Source organism: Leptolyngbya sp. AN02str, assembly GCF_050565595.1.
Classification (GTDB): domain Bacteria; phylum Cyanobacteriota; class Cyanobacteriia; order Elainellales; family Elainellaceae; genus Kaiparowitsia.
Genome location: NZ_JBNXVR010000009.1, coordinates 68,703 through 86,945 on the forward strand (window position 1 = coordinate 68,703; position 18,243 = coordinate 86,945).

The 18,243-nt window shown below is 51.5% G+C and carries 13 protein-coding genes; 9 read left to right on the top strand and 4 right to left on the bottom strand.

Translation table 11 applies throughout. From position 1 onward, the window contains the following. The first annotated feature begins 299 nt into the window (after positions 1-299). Entirely contained in the window at positions 300-1,592 is a 1,293-nt protein-coding gene (locus ACQ4M4_RS09155) for a tetratricopeptide repeat protein (protein ID WP_430684185.1), read from the top strand. Between the two features lie 54 nt (positions 1,593-1,646). On the opposite strand, the gene ACQ4M4_RS09160 is transcribed toward ACQ4M4_RS09155, so the two are convergent. Next, the gene (locus ACQ4M4_RS09160; protein ID WP_430684186.1) at positions 1,647-2,921 is read right to left on the bottom strand and encodes an ABC transporter ATP-binding protein; all 1,275 of its coding nucleotides are present in this window, start codon (positions 2,919-2,921) and stop codon (positions 1,647-1,649) included. Between the two features lie 206 nt (positions 2,922-3,127). Further along, positions 3,128-5,656 (bottom strand): DNA gyrase subunit A, encoded by a 2,529-nt coding sequence (gene gyrA, locus ACQ4M4_RS09165; protein WP_430684187.1) that lies wholly within the window; start codon positions 5,654-5,656, stop codon positions 3,128-3,130. 456 nt (positions 5,657-6,112) lie between these two features. On the opposite strand from gyrA, the gene ACQ4M4_RS09170 reads away from it, so the two are divergent. The 4 genes from ACQ4M4_RS09170 (at position 6,113) to accC (ending at position 10,713) form a co-directional block, all read left to right on the top strand. Beyond that, positions 6,113-6,520 (top strand): response regulator, encoded by a 408-nt coding sequence (locus ACQ4M4_RS09170; protein WP_430684188.1) that lies wholly within the window; start codon positions 6,113-6,115, stop codon positions 6,518-6,520. A 263-nt stretch (positions 6,521-6,783) separates the two neighbouring features. Next, positions 6,784-8,049 carry a glycoside hydrolase family 10 protein gene (locus ACQ4M4_RS09175; RefSeq protein WP_430684189.1) on the top strand — a complete coding sequence of 422 codons (1,266 nt, stop codon included), beginning with the start codon at positions 6,784-6,786 and terminating at the stop codon, positions 8,047-8,049. A 290-nt stretch (positions 8,050-8,339) separates the two neighbouring features. Beyond that, positions 8,340-9,056, top strand: a complete 717-nt coding sequence (locus ACQ4M4_RS09180; RefSeq protein WP_430684190.1) for a heme oxygenase (biliverdin-producing) — start codon at positions 8,340-8,342, stop codon at positions 9,054-9,056. Positions 9,057-9,357: 301 nt separating this feature from the next. After that, positions 9,358-10,713: an acetyl-CoA carboxylase biotin carboxylase subunit gene (accC, locus tag ACQ4M4_RS09185; RefSeq protein ID WP_430684191.1), complete on the top strand. Its 1,356-nt coding sequence runs from the start codon at positions 9,358-9,360 to the stop codon at positions 10,711-10,713. Between the two features lie 218 nt (positions 10,714-10,931). On the opposite strand, the gene ACQ4M4_RS09190 is transcribed toward accC, so the two are convergent. Then, positions 10,932-11,222, bottom strand: coding sequence for a YggT family protein (locus ACQ4M4_RS09190; RefSeq protein WP_430684192.1), 291 nt, complete (start codon positions 11,220-11,222; stop codon positions 10,932-10,934). Between the two features lie 225 nt (positions 11,223-11,447). Between ACQ4M4_RS09190 and psbX the strand changes: the two genes are divergently transcribed. The 3 genes from psbX (at position 11,448) to ACQ4M4_RS09205 (ending at position 14,548) form a co-directional block, all read left to right on the top strand. Continuing rightward, positions 11,448-11,570, top strand: coding sequence for a photosystem II reaction center protein PsbX (gene psbX, locus ACQ4M4_RS09195; protein WP_430684193.1), 123 nt, complete (start codon positions 11,448-11,450; stop codon positions 11,568-11,570). Positions 11,571-11,848: 278 nt separating this feature from the next. Further along, the gene (locus ACQ4M4_RS09200; protein WP_430684194.1) at positions 11,849-12,688 is read left to right on the top strand and encodes a Ycf66 family protein; all 840 of its coding nucleotides are present in this window, start codon (positions 11,849-11,851) and stop codon (positions 12,686-12,688) included. Positions 12,689-13,066: 378 nt separating this feature from the next. After that, positions 13,067-14,548, top strand: a complete 1,482-nt coding sequence (locus ACQ4M4_RS09205) for a trypsin-like peptidase domain-containing protein (protein ID WP_430684195.1) — start codon at positions 13,067-13,069, stop codon at positions 14,546-14,548. 262 nt (positions 14,549-14,810) lie between these two features. Here the strand turns inward: ACQ4M4_RS09205 and ACQ4M4_RS09210 are convergent, their stop codons facing one another. Next, positions 14,811-16,091, bottom strand: coding sequence for a succinate dehydrogenase/fumarate reductase iron-sulfur subunit (locus ACQ4M4_RS09210; RefSeq protein ID WP_430684196.1), 1,281 nt, complete (start codon positions 16,089-16,091; stop codon positions 14,811-14,813). Positions 16,092-17,327: 1,236 nt separating this feature from the next. Here ACQ4M4_RS09210 and ACQ4M4_RS09215 point away from each other — a divergent pair. Next, positions 17,328-17,732 (top strand): AbrB family transcriptional regulator, encoded by a 405-nt coding sequence (locus tag ACQ4M4_RS09215; protein WP_430684197.1) that lies wholly within the window; start codon positions 17,328-17,330, stop codon positions 17,730-17,732. Positions 17,733-18,243: the final 511 nt, after the last annotated feature.

Genomic DNA, 18,243 nt, shown 5'->3' on the forward strand with positions numbered 1-18,243 from the left:
CGATACTCAAAACTCTATCGTTCTGATTTCTGCAATTGGGTCTGCTCTACAGGCCATCAGGATATCAAACCAAAACGGATACATGGGGTTTTTGGGCCTGAATTTTTAGTGAAGTGGATGCCGTTTGCGAGGTGAGGGTGAGGTATGGTGGGTGAGGAAAAAATTACTGTACGTGATGTGATTGTCGGCTTATGCTCCTTCAGCGTGGAACTTCCCCTTTGGTAGGCTCGTCCATTCCCTCGGCTTGTCATAGAACGACTTGTCATAGAACGAATGGAGCGATGCGAAGGCGGATGGCCATGGACCGAATTGCCCAAGCGATGGGGATTGCACTGGGAGTATGGTTGGGATCTGCCTCGGTGGGCATGAGCCAAATCACCCCAGTCGATCCTACGACAGCGCCCACGAGTCCTGTTGTACCGGGTGATCGCGAGGTTGATGCCGATAGTGCCGAGTCGGAAGATGAATTTCCGCCCAGCCAGTTAGAGCTTATAGAACCTGACCCCTTGTTGCCTCAGCCCATGGTCGATCGCCCCCTCAGCCCGTTGGAGCGGTTGAATTTATCTCAAGCCTTGGATGATTTGAATGCCCAGGCCCAAGCGGCTTATCAGTCTGGACAGGAAGATCGCGCCTTTGAGATTTGGTTTCGGGAATTACGTTTGCGGCGATCGCTCGGATATGAAGACGAAATTTTGGCGTTGGGCCGGGTTGGTGGCGTCGCCTGGCGAGAAAACCGGAGCGAAGATGTTCAGGTGATCACTGAGCGGCTACAAGAGATTGAGTTAGAGCTACAGGCTCAATCTCCCCGCGACTTTCCGCTGCTGCTAACGTTGGCCCAAAGCTACCAAAGCTTGCGTGCGGTGGATCAGGCGATCGCCCTTTACACACAGGTTTTGGCATGGTCGCGTGAGCAAAACGACACGGCAGTTGAGCAATCGACCCTGGTTGGCTTGGCAGAGTTAAATTTAGCCTGGTTTCGCTATGCCGAAGCGGGCAGCGCCTACGAAGAGTTGCTGCTTTTGGCTCGGCAACGGGGTGATGGACTGCGCGAGGCCGAATATTTGGAGCAGTTGGCATTTGTCTATCAGCGGGGGCGGTTGCCAGAGCGGGCTATTCCTATTCAGCAGCAGCTTGCGGCTGTGTATCGGGAAAGAGGACAACTCGATCGGGTGGCTCCGGTCAATATTGCATTGGCCAACAGCTATCGCGCTACCAACCGCCTCGATCGCGCAGCAACAACCTACCAAGATGCGTTTGTGGCAGCGCGAGATCAGCAGCAGTTTGGCTATGCTAGCGAGTCTCTACGAGAGCTAGCCGAGCTGTTCAAATCCATCAATCGGCCTGATGATGCATTGTATGTGTATCGGGCGCTGGTGAATGTTGAGGGCTTGTCCTACAACGTGGTGGGCATCATGAATGCGATGGATGAGATGGCCCAAATTCACCAAACGCAGGGCAATACGTCGGAGGCGATCGCCACCTATCAACAGGCGCTAGAGTATGCTCAACTGCTGGACTATGCGACTCGCGCCAACTACTACACCGAGCAAATTCAACAGCTCAGCCGAGCCAATGCGCCAACCCAGCCGTAATTTCCTGGCGCGCATCTGGGTTGATGGCCGGATACTAGCTGAACGGGAAATGCTTTAGCTATCCGATTTTTCGGTGATGACCTGTTCGGTGTCGGCATCGAACAGATGCAGTTTGTCGAGGGTGAGCGATAGCCACACCTCATCTCCCAAAAACACGCGGCGATCGGGCTCCACGCGGGCCTGTAACACTTCGCCCGAGTTGCGGAGCTGCACCGTCAGGTACGTTTCGGCTCCCAATGCTTCCACCCGCTGAACTTTCGCTGGCAGGTTTTTGGGGGCAGGAGCGCTTAAATTTAAGTGCTCAGGCCGAATTCCCATGACGATGTTCATTCCCTCGTAGCGCTTGAGGGCTGATTCCCAGCGTTCGGGAAGGGTAATGCGAAACTGAGGGTGAATGAGCAGCAGGGGCGATTGCACATGGATCGGCACAAAGTTCATGGGCGGTGAACCAATGAACTCGGCCACAAAGCGATTGACGGGGCGGTTGTATAATTCCAGCGGGGTGGCAATTTGCTGAATTTGCCCGGCGTTGAGCACGGCGATGCGATCGCCCATGGTCATTGCTTCGGTTTGGTCGTGGGTGACGTAAATCGTTGTGGTGCCAAGCGTTCGTTGCAGGCTGACAATTTGTGCCCGAGTTTCGGTACGCAGCTTGGCATCCAGGTTGCTCAGGGGCTCATCCATCAAAAAAGCTTGAGGATTGCGAGCCATGGCGCGTCCCAGAGCAACGCGTTGCTTTTGTCCTCCCGAAAGCTGCCGAGGCAACCGATCTAGCAAGGGATCAATTTGCAGCATTTGGGCGACGTGCTGCACCTGGCGATCGATGTGGCGCTCCTGATCAGACCAATAGCGCCAGCCTTTGGGCAGTGGACGGGTCGCGGCCGTGAGCGCTCGCTCCCAGGGCAAAGCAGGTTTTGTGTCGCCCGAGTTTGGGTTTTCGGCTTGAGCCTGGTTAGTGCGGCGCAGCCCAAAGGCCAAATTGTCGTACACCGTCATATGGGGATACAGGGCGTAGCTTTGAAACACCATGGCAATGTCGCGCTGCTTGGGCGGCAGGTCGTTCACCCGGCGATCGCCCACCAAAATATTGCCAGCTGTGACCTGTTCCAGCCCTGCAATGAGCCGCAGTAAAGTGCTCTTGCCACAGCCCGAAGGCCCCACCAGCACCATAAATTCGCCGTCGTCAACGGTTAGGTTAATGCGACGCAGCACGTTGACTCGGTTCGCATCTTCGGCCTCACTGGGTGTGGCACTGGGGTTTCCGTCGGAGGGCGATCGCCCCCGTTGAGGAAAACTTTTGAATACATTTTCTAAAACGACCTGTGCCACGGGTTTCTAGCTATGCCTATGAACGTGAACGACGCCCTGTTATTCCATGTTGCTATGGCGGAATGAGCAGGGATGAGGAATGCGATGCGATCGCCGCCTCACTGGATTGCACACTCGCCGCGCATCAAATTATAGGAGTTTCGGGCTCATCCGGCAGGTAGAATCCACACAACTTTTTGGCAAGGTGTGTGGCAACGCGCTTAGGATTATTCCTCCTCGTCGGTATCGCTCTCTTCGGTGGGAGGCAGAGGATCGGCAATGAGCAAGGTCACTCGTTCAGAGCGGTTGAGCTTGAGGACGCGATCGCCCGACGCGTTGCGATCGCCCAAGGGAATGTCATCGGTGGGAAGGAGCGCTGTGCGATCGCCACTGGTAATCACCGTAATGCGGCTTGCTTCCCAGGCTGGAGTAATGCCAACCACCATATCCGTCTTCAAGACAAACTGGACGCCCTGCACCCCCAAATCCCCTCGATTTGCTAGCCTCAGCGACTTTACAGCCATGCGCTTGGCATAGCCCGATGCGGTCATCAGCACAAACTCATCATCGCCAGCCAGAGCCACACATCCAGCAACTTGCTCCTTCTTGCCCACCCGAACCGACTGCATGCCCTGCGCCGTTCGGCTTTGGATTGGCAACTGTTCGTCATCCACTTCAAATCGCAGCATGCGTCCTCCCGTAGTCACACACACGATCTGATCGCCAGGGAAAGCTAGCATCGCCTGCTGTAGCTCATCATCATCTTTAAGCTTAATGGCCGTCAGTCCCCGTCCTGTCAGGTTGGTAAACTCGGTCAAGGGGAGCCGCTTAATCCGGCCCTGCTGGGTCAGCATGATCAGATCCAGCCCTTCTAATTCCTCGCCCAGGACAAACTGAGCCACAATTGCTTCTGGATCGGCCCCTTGGGCGCTGGGGGGAAGCATGGTGACCAGCGGTGTCCCTCGCGATTGGCGGGTTGTGGGTGGAATGTCGCCCACGCGAATGGTAAAGGCTTTGCCGCTGCGAGTGAGAATCAGCAGATCTTGCTGAGTGGTGGCCGCTTCAATGCGGGTGGCCGCATCGTCTAAATCGACCAATGTGCCATCAGGTGGGTGTTCCTGCTTGGCTTGCTGCCGTTGAAAGGCTTTGGGCGTATGGCGACGCACGTAGCCCCGCTGGGTAAACTCCAGCACAATGTCTTCTTCCACGACCTCGGCGGCCAGTTCGGCCAAGGTTTCTTGCTCTTCGGCCCGCTCGGCGGCGGTTTGCACTTTGGTGCGTCGAGTATCGCCAAAGGTTTTTTTCATCGAGCGCAGTTCTTTCTTCAGCGCTTTCAACAGCTCTTTGCGATTTTCTAGCAGGGTGTTGAGTTCCTGCATGCGGGCGGTGAGGTCATCAAATTCGGTTTGTAGGCTTTGCTGCTCTAGCCCGGTGAGCCGACGCAGGGGCATGGATAGGATTGCATCGGACTGGCGATCGCTAAAGCTAAACTGCTCCTGAAATTGCCGCTTGGCGGTTGTGCCATCGGCGGCATGGCGCAGAATATCAATCACATCATCTAAATTAGCGAGCGCTTCCAGCAATCCCTCCAGCACATGGCGACGGCTTTCAGCTTTTCCCAGCTCGTGGCGATACTGCCGCGTGAGCGTTTCTTCCCGAAAGGTAAGAAACTGCTGCATCACTTCCCGCAGGGGCATTTGCCGAGGTTGCCCATCGGCCAATGCCAAAAAGATTGCGCCAAAGTTCGTTTGTAGCGGGGTGAGTTTATACAGCTGGTTCAGCACGAGTTGGGGATTTGCTTCGCGCTTGAGTTCAATCACCACTCGCATGCCGTCGCGATCGCTCTCATCTCGAATGTCTTGAATGCCTTCTAGCCGTCCCTGGTTGGCTAGATCCGCCATCTTCTCAATCCAGGCCGCTTTGTTAACCTGATAGGGCAACTCCGTCACAATCAGGGCGGGCCGCCGATGTCGTCCTCGTCCAGGCTGAATTTCCTCAAACTGCACCACCCCCCGCACTGGAATACTACCCCGTCCTGTTAAATAGGCATCGCGAACCCCTTCAATGCCGACAATCTCGCCACCGGTGGGAAAGTCGGGGCCAGGAATAATTTGAAACAGCGACTCATCAGACAGATTGGGATTGTCGATTAGGGCGATCAGCCCATCTACAACTTCGGTTAGGTTGTGCGGCGGAATGTTGGTCGCCATCCCCACAGCAATCCCCGATGAGCCATTCAGCAACAGGAAGGGAAGCTGGGCGGGAAGAACGACCGGTTCTTGCTGAGAATTGTCAAAGTTGGGTGTGAAATCGACAGTGGCTTCGCCAATTTCCGACAGCAGGGCATCGTTACCAATGGAGGCGAGGCGTGTTTCCGTATAACGCATTGCGGCGGGCGGGTCGTCATCCACCGAGCCAAAGTTGCCGTGGCCGCCGAGCAGCGGGTAGCGACTAGAGAAATCTTGCACCATGCGTACCAACGCATCGTATACGGCCTGGTCGCCATGGGGGTGATACTTACCCAGCACATCGCCAACCACACGGGCACATTTCCGATAGGGGCGATCGGGGGTGAGGCCTAGCTCGTGCATGGCATACAGAATGCGGCGATGCACCGGTTTCAACCCGTCGCGCACATCGGGTAGTGCCCGCCCCACAATCACACTCATGGCGTACTCCAGATAGGATCGCTGCACTTCGACATGAAGTGCAGTGGGAACCACTTGTCCGGAGGTGAGGTTAAGCTGTTCGGCCATGAATTTTTTTCCTGCTAATCGAAGATTTAAGTTGCCTGTGGGTATTCTGTAGGGTGCTGAAGCTTGCGAGCAACATCACAGATATCTTTATAGCTTTAGCGTTGCACACCTGAATGGTTGAATGACGCGCAATTTTACGAATTGGGGTAGCAAGGGGCAGTTCGATTTGTGTTTGCGATCGCGAATGTTGGTCTTCGAGATAACTCGTTAGAGAGCAGAATTTGGTGGCACAAGGCATCTGCGAACCCAAGTACGGGGCTGATACAGTAAATGGAACCCCCTTTGTCTGTATCGTTTCCTAAAATCTGCTGATTTTAGATGCTGCTAAGCAGAATGTTTTGCTTACTATGCAATTAGCCCCGGTTGTTGACCCGGCATACATTTACTCTGCTGACGACTCCTCACTCATCATTGATGCCTGTGGCTGAATAGATACTCAAGGGAACTAGGAAGTTTATGAAAACAGTCTTGATTGTGGAAGATGACCCGATTAATGCACGTGTTTTCTCCAAAATTTTGACCAAGCGAGGTGGCTTGGATGTGAAGCACACCGAGAATGTAGATGAGGTGATGCACATTGCCGAAACCCGGGCGGCAGACATCATTCTCATGGATGTGTCGTTGTCTCACAGCGTTTATCAGGGTAAACCGGTGGACGGCATTCGGATCACCCAAATGCTAAAAGGCAATCCTCAAACGGCCGATTTGCCGATTATTTTGGTGACGGCTCATGCCATGGAGGGCGATCGCGAGAACTTTTTGCAGCAGAGTGGAGCCGATGACTACATCTCCAAGCCTGTGGTGGATCATCAACAATTTGTCGATCAGATCTTGTCGCTTTTGCAAAAGTCAACGAGTGTCTAAACCTTTCCTGGAGTTGAGTACAGCCTCATATTAGGTACACAAGTACTATTTTGCCAAGTCTTTTGCAAAATTTGGGTGACGATTTGGCACTTGCGGGTTCAATTTTTCGTCGATTGCTATGAATTCGTGCAGGCTATGCCCAATTTAGCGAATGAAGCTATTTCTGATGTTGTTCAGATGAAGTTCTGGCAAACAATCCGGGATAGCAGTGGCGATCGCTGCATGAACATGTCAAGCAATTTCGATCCTTAAATCAATACGCTGTGAACGTTTTCGCCTCCTCCTCTCGTGCTCGTTCTCAAACTCAGGCTCACCTGCGCCCCTCGGCTCCTCAAAGATTTTTAGTCAAGAAGCTATTTCTCATTGCGGTCTTTGCTTGCACCTTGCTATTGGCGGTCATGCCATGGATGCATTCAGATTTACCAGCCGTGGCCCAGTCTTCGGTTCAAGCGCCACCCGCCATTTCTGAGCTACGCGGGGTTTGGCTCACAAATGTCGATAGCGATGTGCTGTTCTCTCGGCGCAAGCTAGACCAAGGCATGCAGCGCTTGGCAAATTTGCACTTTAATACTGCATACCCAGCCGTGTGGAACTGGGGCTACAGCCTCTATCCTAGCTCTGTTGCAGAACGAGCGATCGGGCGATCAGTGTATCCCAATCGTGGGCTGCGAGGACGCAACATGCTCACCGAGGCCGTAGAAGCCGGACATCGTCACGGATTGGCGGTGTTGCCTTGGTTTGAGTTTGGGTTGATGGCTCCTGCCGGGTCGGAGTTGGTGGTGCGCCATCCCGACTGGGTGACGAGTCGCAGCGACGGTACTCAAGTCGTCATGGAGGGCAAGTGGCCTCGCGTCTGGCTCAACCCTGCCCATCCCGAGGTGCAACAGTTCATCGTGGATATGATCACCGAAATGGTGGTGAACTACGATATCGACGGCATTCAGCTGGATGATCACTTCGGAATGCCCTACGAACTGGGCTATGACCCATACACCATTCAGCGTTACCAGCAAGAGCACAATGGTCAGCGTCCGCCCAACAATCCAGCTGATCCCGAATGGATGCGCTGGCGCGCCAACCATGTGTCGCAACTGATGGTGCGGGTATTTGAAGCGGTGAAATCTCACAAGCCCGACTGTGTCGTGTCCTTATCCCCCAACTCCCAAGAGTTTTCCTACCGCATGTATTTGCAAGATTGGGGCCGTTGGGAGCGGGAGGGCTACGTAGAAGAAGTGATTGTGCAGGTCTACCGCGATTCGATTAACAGTTTCGCCGCAGAACTCGATCGCCCCGAGATATCCCAAGTGCGTAACCATATTCCGACCGCAGTAGGCATTTTGGCAGGGTTGAAAGATCGATTGGTCGATCCACAGCTGATTGAGCGCAAAGTTCACACTGTGCGAGAAAAGGGACTCTCGGGTGTGGCGTTCTTCTTTTACGAGACCTTGAACGATCGCGATGATTTGTTGCGATCGCTGTTTGCACAACCTGCGGCGCGTCCCATTGCCCAAAGCCTACGCCCAACCTGAGAGAAAAGTCACGGTTGGTCAATCCCGGAATGATGCAGAGATGAGAAAATGTTGAATTCTCGTAGCAACTGCTACGGCATGTAAGAATTTTTAACAAAAACTCTCATCAAATCAGTCTACTGTAACAATCTAGGTGGCTTAAGTCACACCATAAATCCATAACTTGCGTCGAGTTGTGGGATTGGGGTGAGTTTGTAGTGCAAACCCTGGCCCAAACTTGGCTCTGCATCATTTCGCATCTTTGACATACACAGACGCATTTAGTTGGGACATTTAGCAGGAACCTAAGCATGAGCAGTAATTTAGCCACAAAACTCCGCGAAGGCACCAAAAAGGCGCACACCATGGCGGAGAACACGGGGTTTATTGCATGTTTTTTGAAAGGTACGGTTGAGCCAACCTCTTATCGCAAGCTGGTTGCCAATTTTTATTTCGTGTATGCCGCCATGGAAGAGGAAATGGCCAAGCATCAAAATCACCCTGTGTTAGGGCCGCTCTACTTTGCGGAGCTAAATCGTAAAGCCAGCCTGGAGCAAGATCTGACCTATTACTTTGGGCAAAACTGGCGCGATCAGGTAGCTCCTTCAGAAGCTGCTCAGGCGTACGTCGATCGCATTCATGAAGTGGCCGCAACAGAGCCGGAACTATTGATTGCTCATTTGTACACCCGCTACATGGGCGACCTGTCTGGCGGGCAAATCCTCAAGAAGATTGCCCAAAATGCCATGAACTTGTCGGATGGTCAGGGCACTGCCTTCTACGAGTTTGAAAACATTTCAGATGAGAAGGCGTTTAAGAAGAACTACCGTGAGCGGTTGGATCAGGTTCCGGTGGATGAAGCCACAGCCGATCGCATTGTGGACGAAGCCAACGATGCGTTTGGCATGAACATGACCATGTTCAAGGAGCTAGAAGGTAACTTGATCAAGGCGATTGGCATTCAGCTGTTCAACCTGCTGACTCGCCGCAACCGTCGCGGTGGCACCGAATTGGCTACCGCAGAGTAGCGTTTGGGCGATCGCCTAAGCCAAGCTCAGGTTCATTTCTGTCACGCTTTCACGTCTTTTTTGGGTGGGCACTGCCTGCTGGAATTTGCAGATTACCGTCTGAAAGTTCTGGGAGTCGGCGCTCACCCACACTTTTTGCAATCAGTTGGTTGAACAACTTACGGCATGAAGCAGCCTCAAGAATCTGTTCAGATTTCCTTCATTCCGAAAATGGTTCCCCAATTCGACGTAAAATTCAGAACACTGGCTAAGCGCATTGGGCGCTTGCTTTACCTTCAGCCTGTTTACTCTCAGCCCTGCAATGCGTTTCGAAAAAATTCTAATTGCCAATCGCGGTGAAATTGCCCTTCGCATTCTTCGAACATGCGAAGAGATGGGGATTGCCACCGTTGCGGTGCATTCCACCATTGACCGCAATGCACTTCATGTTCAGCTCGCTGATGAGGCGGTTTGCATTGGTGAAGCGCCTAGCAGCAAGAGCTACCTCAATATTCCCAACATCATTGCCGCTGCACTGACTCGCAACGTCAGCGCCATTCATCCCGGCTATGGCTTCCTGGCCGAAAATGCGCGCTTTGCCGAAATCTGCGCCGATCACCAAATTACGTTTATTGGCCCAACGCCAGATGCGATGCGAGCCATGGGCGATAAGTCCACTGCCCGCGAAACGATGATGCGACTGGGGGTGCCAACGGTACCCGGCAGCGATGGCTTGTTGACGGACGAAAAGGAAGCATTGGCGATCGCCACTGAAATTGGCTATCCCGTCATGATTAAAGCCACAGCTGGCGGCGGCGGGCGCGGCATGCGTTTAGTTCGCGAAGAAGGTGAGCTTATCAAATCTTTCTTGGCAGCTCAAGGCGAAGCCGAAGCTGCATTTGGCAACCCTGGTGTTTATCTAGAAAAGTTCATTGAACGCCCACGCCACATCGAATTTCAGATCTTGGCCGATAGCCATGGCAATGTCATTCACTTGGGCGAGCGCGACTGCTCCATTCAGCGCCGCCACCAAAAGCTATTAGAAGAAGCGCCCAGCCCAGCTCTAACCCCCGAGCTTCGCTCCAAAATGGGAACTGCCGCCGTTAGAGTTGCCAAGGCGATCCACTACGTTGGGGCTGGAACCATTGAATTTTTGCTCGACCAAAGCGGCAACTTCTACTTTATGGAGATGAACACCCGCATTCAGGTGGAGCATCCAGTCACCGAAATGGTCACAGGGCTCGATCTGATCGAGGAACAAATCCGTGTAGCCCAAGGCGAAAAGCTGCGTCTATCGCAGGAGCATGTGCGTTTGCGGGGCCACACCATTGAATGCCGGATTAACGCAGAAGATCCGGATCAAAACTTCCGGCCAGCACCGGGTCGCATCAGCGGCTACTTGCCACCGGGTGGCCCTGGCGTGCGCATGGATTCTCACGTTTATACCGACTACGATATTCCACCCTACTACGACTCGCTGATTGGCAAGCTCATTGTCTGGGGTCCCGATCGCCCATCGGCAATTCGTCGCATGAAGCGGGCTTTACGGGAGTGTGCCATCACAGGATTACCAACAACGATTGGCTTTCATCAGCGCGTGTTAGAAACCAAAGAGTTTAACGAAGCCAAGGTCTATACCAACTTTGTTGAGCAAATGCTGAAGCAAGAAGGGCGGTAGCCTGTCGTGTTCTGGGCCGATGGAGTTTTCCGCAAGCGCTGGTACTCCATTCAATGACTTATAAAAGAAGGGAGCGATCGCTCATTGATCAGCCCCTTTTTGCTGTTGGATGTTGATGAGGACGCAGCCACAAAAATTGGTCAAATTGGTTCGTGAACCCTTCACCCAAATTACCAATCGAGAAAAAATGGCCCGCTAAAAACCTATGAGATGAGTTGCTAGAACCGATTCATCATGATGAGCAAGCCCTGCTGACCCAGTAAAAGCTCGCGCAACAGGCTAAAAATGCCGACCCACAAGACAGGTGTGATATCGACACCCCCCAGCGGCGGAATCAATTTACGAGAAGGCCCTAGAAATGGCTCTGTCGGGATCGCTATCAGGCTATAGGGAAAGGTCTTCAAATCAACTTGGGGATACCACGTCAGCACGATCCGAAAAATGAAGAGCAGAATCATCAAGCCAAAGAGTAGACCGAGAGCTATAGAGGCGATCGCAACAGGAGTCATAGCGATTACAGTTCACGAATAATGAAGCAATGTAACTAACTTACTCACTATTCTATCTCTATCTATTCCGCTTAACTGACGTGTCTGAATTGCTTAAACAATGGACTTAATGGCCTCAGGAGCTGATCCCTGAGAATTTACAGGTCAACTGTCTTCTCAAGCGTCAACCAGATCGATACAATAATTGAGCAGATGAGGTAACCGAATTTTAAGGATTAGCTTTCCATGACACCATCCTTGGCAAATTTCTTGTTGAGCCTTTTGGCCGGAACCCTGATTGTTGTGATTCCTGCTGCTGTGGGGCTATTCTTCCTCAGCCAAAGCGATAAGATTCAGCGTGGCTCATAAAAATTCATTACTTTAGATTACGAAGATTAGATTGCAACAGGGACACATCGTGTCCCTGTTTTGTCTCTATCCATGGGCAAGAGGGCGATCGCATCACCCTTTTGTGGATCTTTCACATTGCTGGGGTTGTTAGAGATAAGTCGCAGGCGCTTGGTAAAGCTGAAATGTGGATTTCAGCCGCGGCATTGTTCGGCTGTTGATTTTATTGCTAAAACGTTAGGATTAGGACATACTTTCGTAGAACGGCAGAAATTTGAGTCGGCTCGGATTGGAGTAGCATGACAAGCTTGTTTTTCCTTCAACCTCAGCCTGTACTGGCGCAGGTGGTTTTTGGCTCAAGCCCAGCGGCTTTGTTGGGAATTGCGCTGGCTGCAAGTGGTGCAGGATTGTATTTTTTAAGAGCAATGCGTCCTCAGCTGGCTCGCGATTACGACATTGCAATGGCGGCTGTTGCGTTGTTGGCTGGCTCCATCCTATTTTTCCAAGGGTGGCGACTCGATCCAATTTTGACCTTTGGCTGCTATTTGCTAGCGGGAGCCGCTGGTTTCTTCGCATTCGAGGCAATTCGGTTACGAGGAGCAACAACTGAGCAGGCTAAGCGATATTCGCCCGTAGTGGATGAAGAACGCCCGGTTAGCCGAGTGTATCGTGCTGAGCTGGATGAACTGTCTTCGGTGGAAGAACGCCCTGCTGCCCGTCGTATCCGGGGGAGCCGAGATTATCGCTCTAGCGATGCTGAAGGTTATGTAGAGGATACTCGTCGCTCGCCTGCTTCACGAAGTGGTGATCGCCCTAGCCCTTCTCCCAATGTTCGCCGTCGTTCTTCGTCGCGGCCTTCGTCTGGTCGTTCTGCCAACCGTCCCGCTCGTACAGACTGGGATGAAACGCCACCCAGCCGTTCCGATCGCAACTTGTGGGAGGACGAAGCTCCGGCTTCTTCGAGCAACTACTACAGCGGCTCGCCTTCTAATCGTGACGCTGGTTCTTCCTCTCGCCCTCGCCGTCCTCGCCCCTCTTCTGGCGATGATGTCCGCCGTCGGCCGATTGCAGATGAGCCCCCTGCAAACTATGTCGATTATCAGCCAGTTGATTACTCTGATAGCGATTTTGAAGGGTAATCTGGCTCTTTACTGCTGATTTTTTCCTCACTTGAGAAAGGTTAGAATAAAGCACAATCCTTTTGGCGGGACGCTCTACTCAGAGCGTCCCGCATTCTATTTGGAGCCTTGCGAAACATCTGAGGCTCATTTGCAGACAAAGAGTTTAGGTCGTGGGTTGGTACTGTTCTGGACGGATAGATAACTTATCTATGGAATAGTGTATGACCGATGACTCATAACCGTTTGGTCTTTGTGGGAATGAAGTTGTTGATGGGTTTGGAAAGAATTGCTTAAAAAACCAGAAACAACTGAACGAAACGATGACGGATTTGTAGCCTTGTTGCCAGAATATAACCATTAGTTCTTAACCTGCTCACCCCAGGATCATTGACTTCCATGAATTGCGATCGCCACCTGAATCACCGCACTGTGTTTTCCTTCCTTGCTGTTCGCCTAACAGCTACAACCCTGCTTGCTAGTTCGCTTTTGGTATACGACGCGATTGCCCCTTATGCATGGTCTGCTTCTCGCTGGTTTGGCCAGTCCAATATAGCGATCGCACAAGATGCCGAAGAGAGCGTGAATGTTCGCGTTTACAGTGCTGCAAGCCCAGCCGTTGTATCCATTGAAACGGCAACGGGCAGCGGCAGCGGCAGCATTATCTCTGCCGACGGCTTAGTGATGACCAATGCCCACGTGCTGGGCTCAGCCCAAACCGCAACCGTTGTGCTGGCCGATGGCCGTCGGTTTGAGGGCGAAGTGATTGCCTTTGGTGAAGGTGGTCTGGATCTGGCGGCCATTCGCATTCCCAACCAACGCAACCTACCAACAATTTCACTGGCAAGGCCCAACTCGGTGCAGGTAGGGCAGCGAGCCTTTGCAATTGGCAACCCATTTGGCCGTTTTCAGGGTACGTTCACTACGGGCATTGTGAGCCGGGTTGATGCGACCCGTGGGCTAGTGCAAACTGATGCGGCGATTAATCCTGGCAATTCGGGTGGACCCTTGCTCAATAGCCAAGGGCAAATGATTGGTGTGAATTCGGCGATCTTCAACCCGCGCGGTTCTGCTGGCAATACCGGAATTGGGTTTGCGATCGCAATTGATCGGGTGCAATCTTTTCTTACAGCCGTCGAAGAAGGACGAGCGCCCCGCACTGCGCAGCAATCGCCCATGCTAGGTGGCGGCAAACCAGCTCAACGCATTGGCTTGAACTCCTCACCGTTGAGCGGCAACTTAGATGGAGAGAGCAGCGTTTTACCTTCGGATGGCAGCTTCTTCAATGCTTATACGTTTGAAGGGCGAGCCGGACAACGAGTTGTCATTGAAATGACCAGCGACGAGCTTAATCCATACCTCATTTTGCTGAAGCCGGATGGCACAGATTTGGCGCAGGACGACAATAGCGCGGGTGGCAATAACGCCCGCGTGACTGCCGTTTTACCTGGCGATGGTTTGTATACGGTACTGGCCAATTCCAATCAAGCTGGAGAAACGGGACGGTATCAGCTGCGGGTGACGGCTCCAACGACTACGACTTCGACTCGGGCAGTGGTTTTGCTACAAGAGCAAGGGACATTGGGACCGCGATCGCCCCAGTGGCCTGAAGATGGCAGCCCCTATCAGGAGTACCAATTTACCGGACGGGCTGGACAGGTGGTTTCGATTGAAATGGCAAGCCCCGATTTTGAAACTTACTTGATGCTATTTGGGGAAGACGGGCAGTTGGTGGAGCGTAGCAATGTTCCCAATCCGCAAAATCCAAATGCCAGCATGCTGGTGAGTTTGCCGGCGACTGGCACCTATCGGGTGATTGCAAACGCTTATAGTCGAACTGGGAGGGGCAGCTATGTGCTAACTGTCCGCCAGGAAGAGTAATGCAGGCCTATCTTTATCGATGAGCGAATGGCTCGACAGTGATTCATTCGCGCTCAAGGCGTTTGCGGAGAGACTTGAGTTTGTGAAATGTGTCGCCTGGGTCCACCTCAAACCTCCCGCGCCAATCGCCTTCAGAATCATGAATCGTCGCATGGCGTAGCTGCGCAACGATTCATTGTTTGTATTAGTGAGAGAAAGAAGCAGGCACTGCCACTTGACAGTGCCTGCTTCTTTCTCTAGGAGGTGAATTGCCCCGTTGTCCCTATCTCAAACCGAGCCAGGTAAAAAAATCTTGATGGGTAATCAGTTCTAAAATGAGCAGTGCCACAAACCCAATCATGGCAAAGCGGCCATTGATGCGCTCTGCATAGGGAGTCCAGCCAAAGGCTGGTTCGGGTTCGGGTGGAACCTCTTGGGGAGGTACGCTAGGGCTTGACGCAGCCGGAGGCACAGGCATTTCAGTTGATCCTGATGTGTCAGTAGGGGTCATGGGTTTTGCAAACGTTGAATGAACATCGACAGATTCAGTCCCCTTTGATTCTAAAGCGTGGACTGAGCGGATGAGCGATCGCACCTCGGCAGTTCCTTCAGAAGCTTCGAACCGACCGGGAAACTTGCCAGTTGCCAACATGCGTAAGCCCAGCGGTACCAAGCTAGCTAGCCCCTTTAAGTCGCGAAACGAGTTGCCGACCACCCTGAGTCCAAACTGGCGCTCGTCAATCCATCCCCCTTGCTCAACCATGTTCACCATGGTTCGCCGATGCCGAATCGCGCGAGTGGGTTCTACTTGATCTTGTGCCAGGATCTCTTGTTTGATATTGCTAATTTGCTGAAGTGGAGCAACCTCCATAGGACAGACAGCATCGCAAAAATAACATCGAGTACAGCCCCAAACACCGCTGGTGCTGTTGTATTGATCGAGTCGCGCCGGGGTGCGATCATCGCGTGAATCGGCAACCATGCGGTACGCTTTGGCCAGGGCATGAGGGCCAACAAAGTTGGGGTTGGTTTCACGGGCATTGCATTCGGAATAGCAGGCTCCGCATAAGATGCAGTTCCCCGTTTGGTTGAGGCGATCGCGCTCTTCGGGTGTTTGCAAAAACTCACGCTCTGGGATGTGTCGCGCCTCGCTGCTGACGTAGGGTTCCACTGCTTGTAGATTGTCCCAAAAGCTCTGCATATCCACGACTAAATCTTTGATGACGGGCATGTTGCCCATCGGGGCGATGGTAATGGTGGGCATGGCAGCATCATGAACAGAGCCCTGATCTGCACTGGAGTGGGCGATCGCCTGTAATCGCGCAACCTCTTGACCTACATTTTCTTTGCATGCCAGTGCAGAGCGCCCATTAATTCGCATGGAGCAACTGCCGCAAATTGTATTGCGACAGTTTTTGCGAAAGGCCAGGGTTCCATCATGCTCCCATTTGATGCGATTCAAGCAATCAAGAATGGTATTGCCAGGTTCGACCTCAAGCTCATAGGTTTGAAAATGAGGCGATGAATCTGGATTTTGCCGAAAAACTTTGAATTGAACGTGCATGTGGTTTGAACACTACAGATTAAGCGCGTGAGGATAGGGGGAATTGCCATGCTGATCCACTCACCAAAAACATGATTAAGCCCCCAAATTCAGTCTAAGCCGAAGATTTGGCGATCGCCCGAAAGCACAAAATATTTTTATAGCCACATCCTTTTATACTTGAGTTTGCTTTCGCTGAGCCAACACATGTGAGCCAACCCTAAAACCATTGGCGAAATCTTCGAACAAATAATTTAGACAAATATATGCCCTTGGAGCTATCAGCGTTACCCAAAGACGAACAGCTTGATATACAGGCCAGGGCTAAAATCCAAGATAATGTTGAGTAAAAAAACTTAAGTTTAAGCAATCGCATTGGGGCATTTACAAGGCATTGCGAATTGAACCACATTGCCCCATAGGGTTCAAAGCTTAAAAAGTAAAGGTAAAAGGTAAATTGATCGAGGATTGATATTAGCAAACGGTGCGTCAATGCTCTACCCCTAGAGCTCTGCTCCTCAGATTGATTGCGAAAACCTTAATAAAACCTTCAGTGTGAGCAGGGCAACTCTAGCCAGCGTTACCTTTGCAGAGTTAATCCAATATGCTTTATAGATTTTGAAATGGAAAACAATACGAGAGCTTTGGTGCTAACTTAAGCCGATAAAACAAAGCTGTGTTGGAAGCGAATTCAGCCGATGGTCTATTGTGTGAATCTGCTGAAATCTCAGGATTTCTAAGCTCACTCTTGTGGCAGATCCCTGAACAATCGTGACCGAAAGATACAGCATTTGCCACACTTGTGCTTGGAGTTTCCATGTCAAGTTAAGAGCGGTGTGAGTAGAACTAGCCGTAAATATGATGATCTGTTAACACAACCGATTTCACCAAACGTAAAAAGCTAACGCATTGATAAAAAACACTCATGCCTCTTGAAAAGAGAATGGCTCTTTTACCAAGATGTGAACTGAGATGCAGGCGATTACATATCATTCCCACACCCTATCAAGGATCAAAAAACAATAAGCACCCTGATAGGGTGTTGGCTCAGCATCGTGCAGTCAGCAAGCACAAGGTCGGCGCAAAAGATACGATAAGATCTTTTATTAACTGAAGAAATTTGATAGATTAATGAATAGGAATTCATCAGGCAATCTCCTATAATTTAGGATTAAAAATAGTAATAAAATCTTTGAGTTTTAAAGTAGGCTCTCAGAATTTCCTCCATTAACCTTAGCGAAGGATAATCCTAAAGCGATGACCGATACCGCTACTGCCCCACTGACTGGCAAAGCTCTTCTACAAAAGGTAAAAGAGCTTTCTCACTTGTCTTCGAGGGAAAAGGCAAAGCGATGTGGCTACCAAACTGTTGGGAAAAATAGCCAGGTGCGTGTAAACCTTGCCGATTTCTACGAAGCCTTATTGGCAGCCCGAGGAATTTCTCTGGGTACCGAGGGCGAGAAAGATGGCCGTGGCCGTGAGCCCACCTATCGAGTGAGTGTTCACAAAAATGGGCAAATTGTCATTGGAGCAACCTATACCGAAAAAATGGGCTTGCAGCCTGGAGATGAATTCGAAATCAAGCTAGGTTACAAGCATATTCACTTGGTGCAGCTTGATAAAACCAAGGGATCTACGAAAAGTCGGTCTGATGAGTCTTGATGTGGGTCTACCGGGGCAAACCGAGTTGATTTTCTGTTAAGGGTTATGACTCGGTTTGCAAGGGGATAGGCTAAATCTGCGGCTTAGCTCTGGCGCTAGGCTGTGCCATATACGTTTAATGAACGATTGTCGATAGTTCGTCGGCCGAGGCGATGGTTTATGCCAAAAGATGGCCGAATGTTCATCTAAAGTGTTGCCATCTTTGGGAGAGTGATGGTATCTTGCCGGGTTAAGTTTCGTCGGTTTTTTTAAGCTAAAAATTTGATGATCTTGCTGCTGTATTGTTGCGTGTTGCCACATGGAGATTGAGAGTACTTTCAGTGCAGATACTTTTCAGGATCTGTACAGCGGATCTTTCTAAATGTTGCATTTAGCAGCTTCAGCCAAATCTGATCACCCGATCTTGATCACACCCAATCCTTATCAATGATTTGGGGCTCTGATTAGGGCGTAAAGCTTAACATTCATTTTAATTAGGATAAGGTTTGGGCTTTTGTCGTTTGCATTCTGG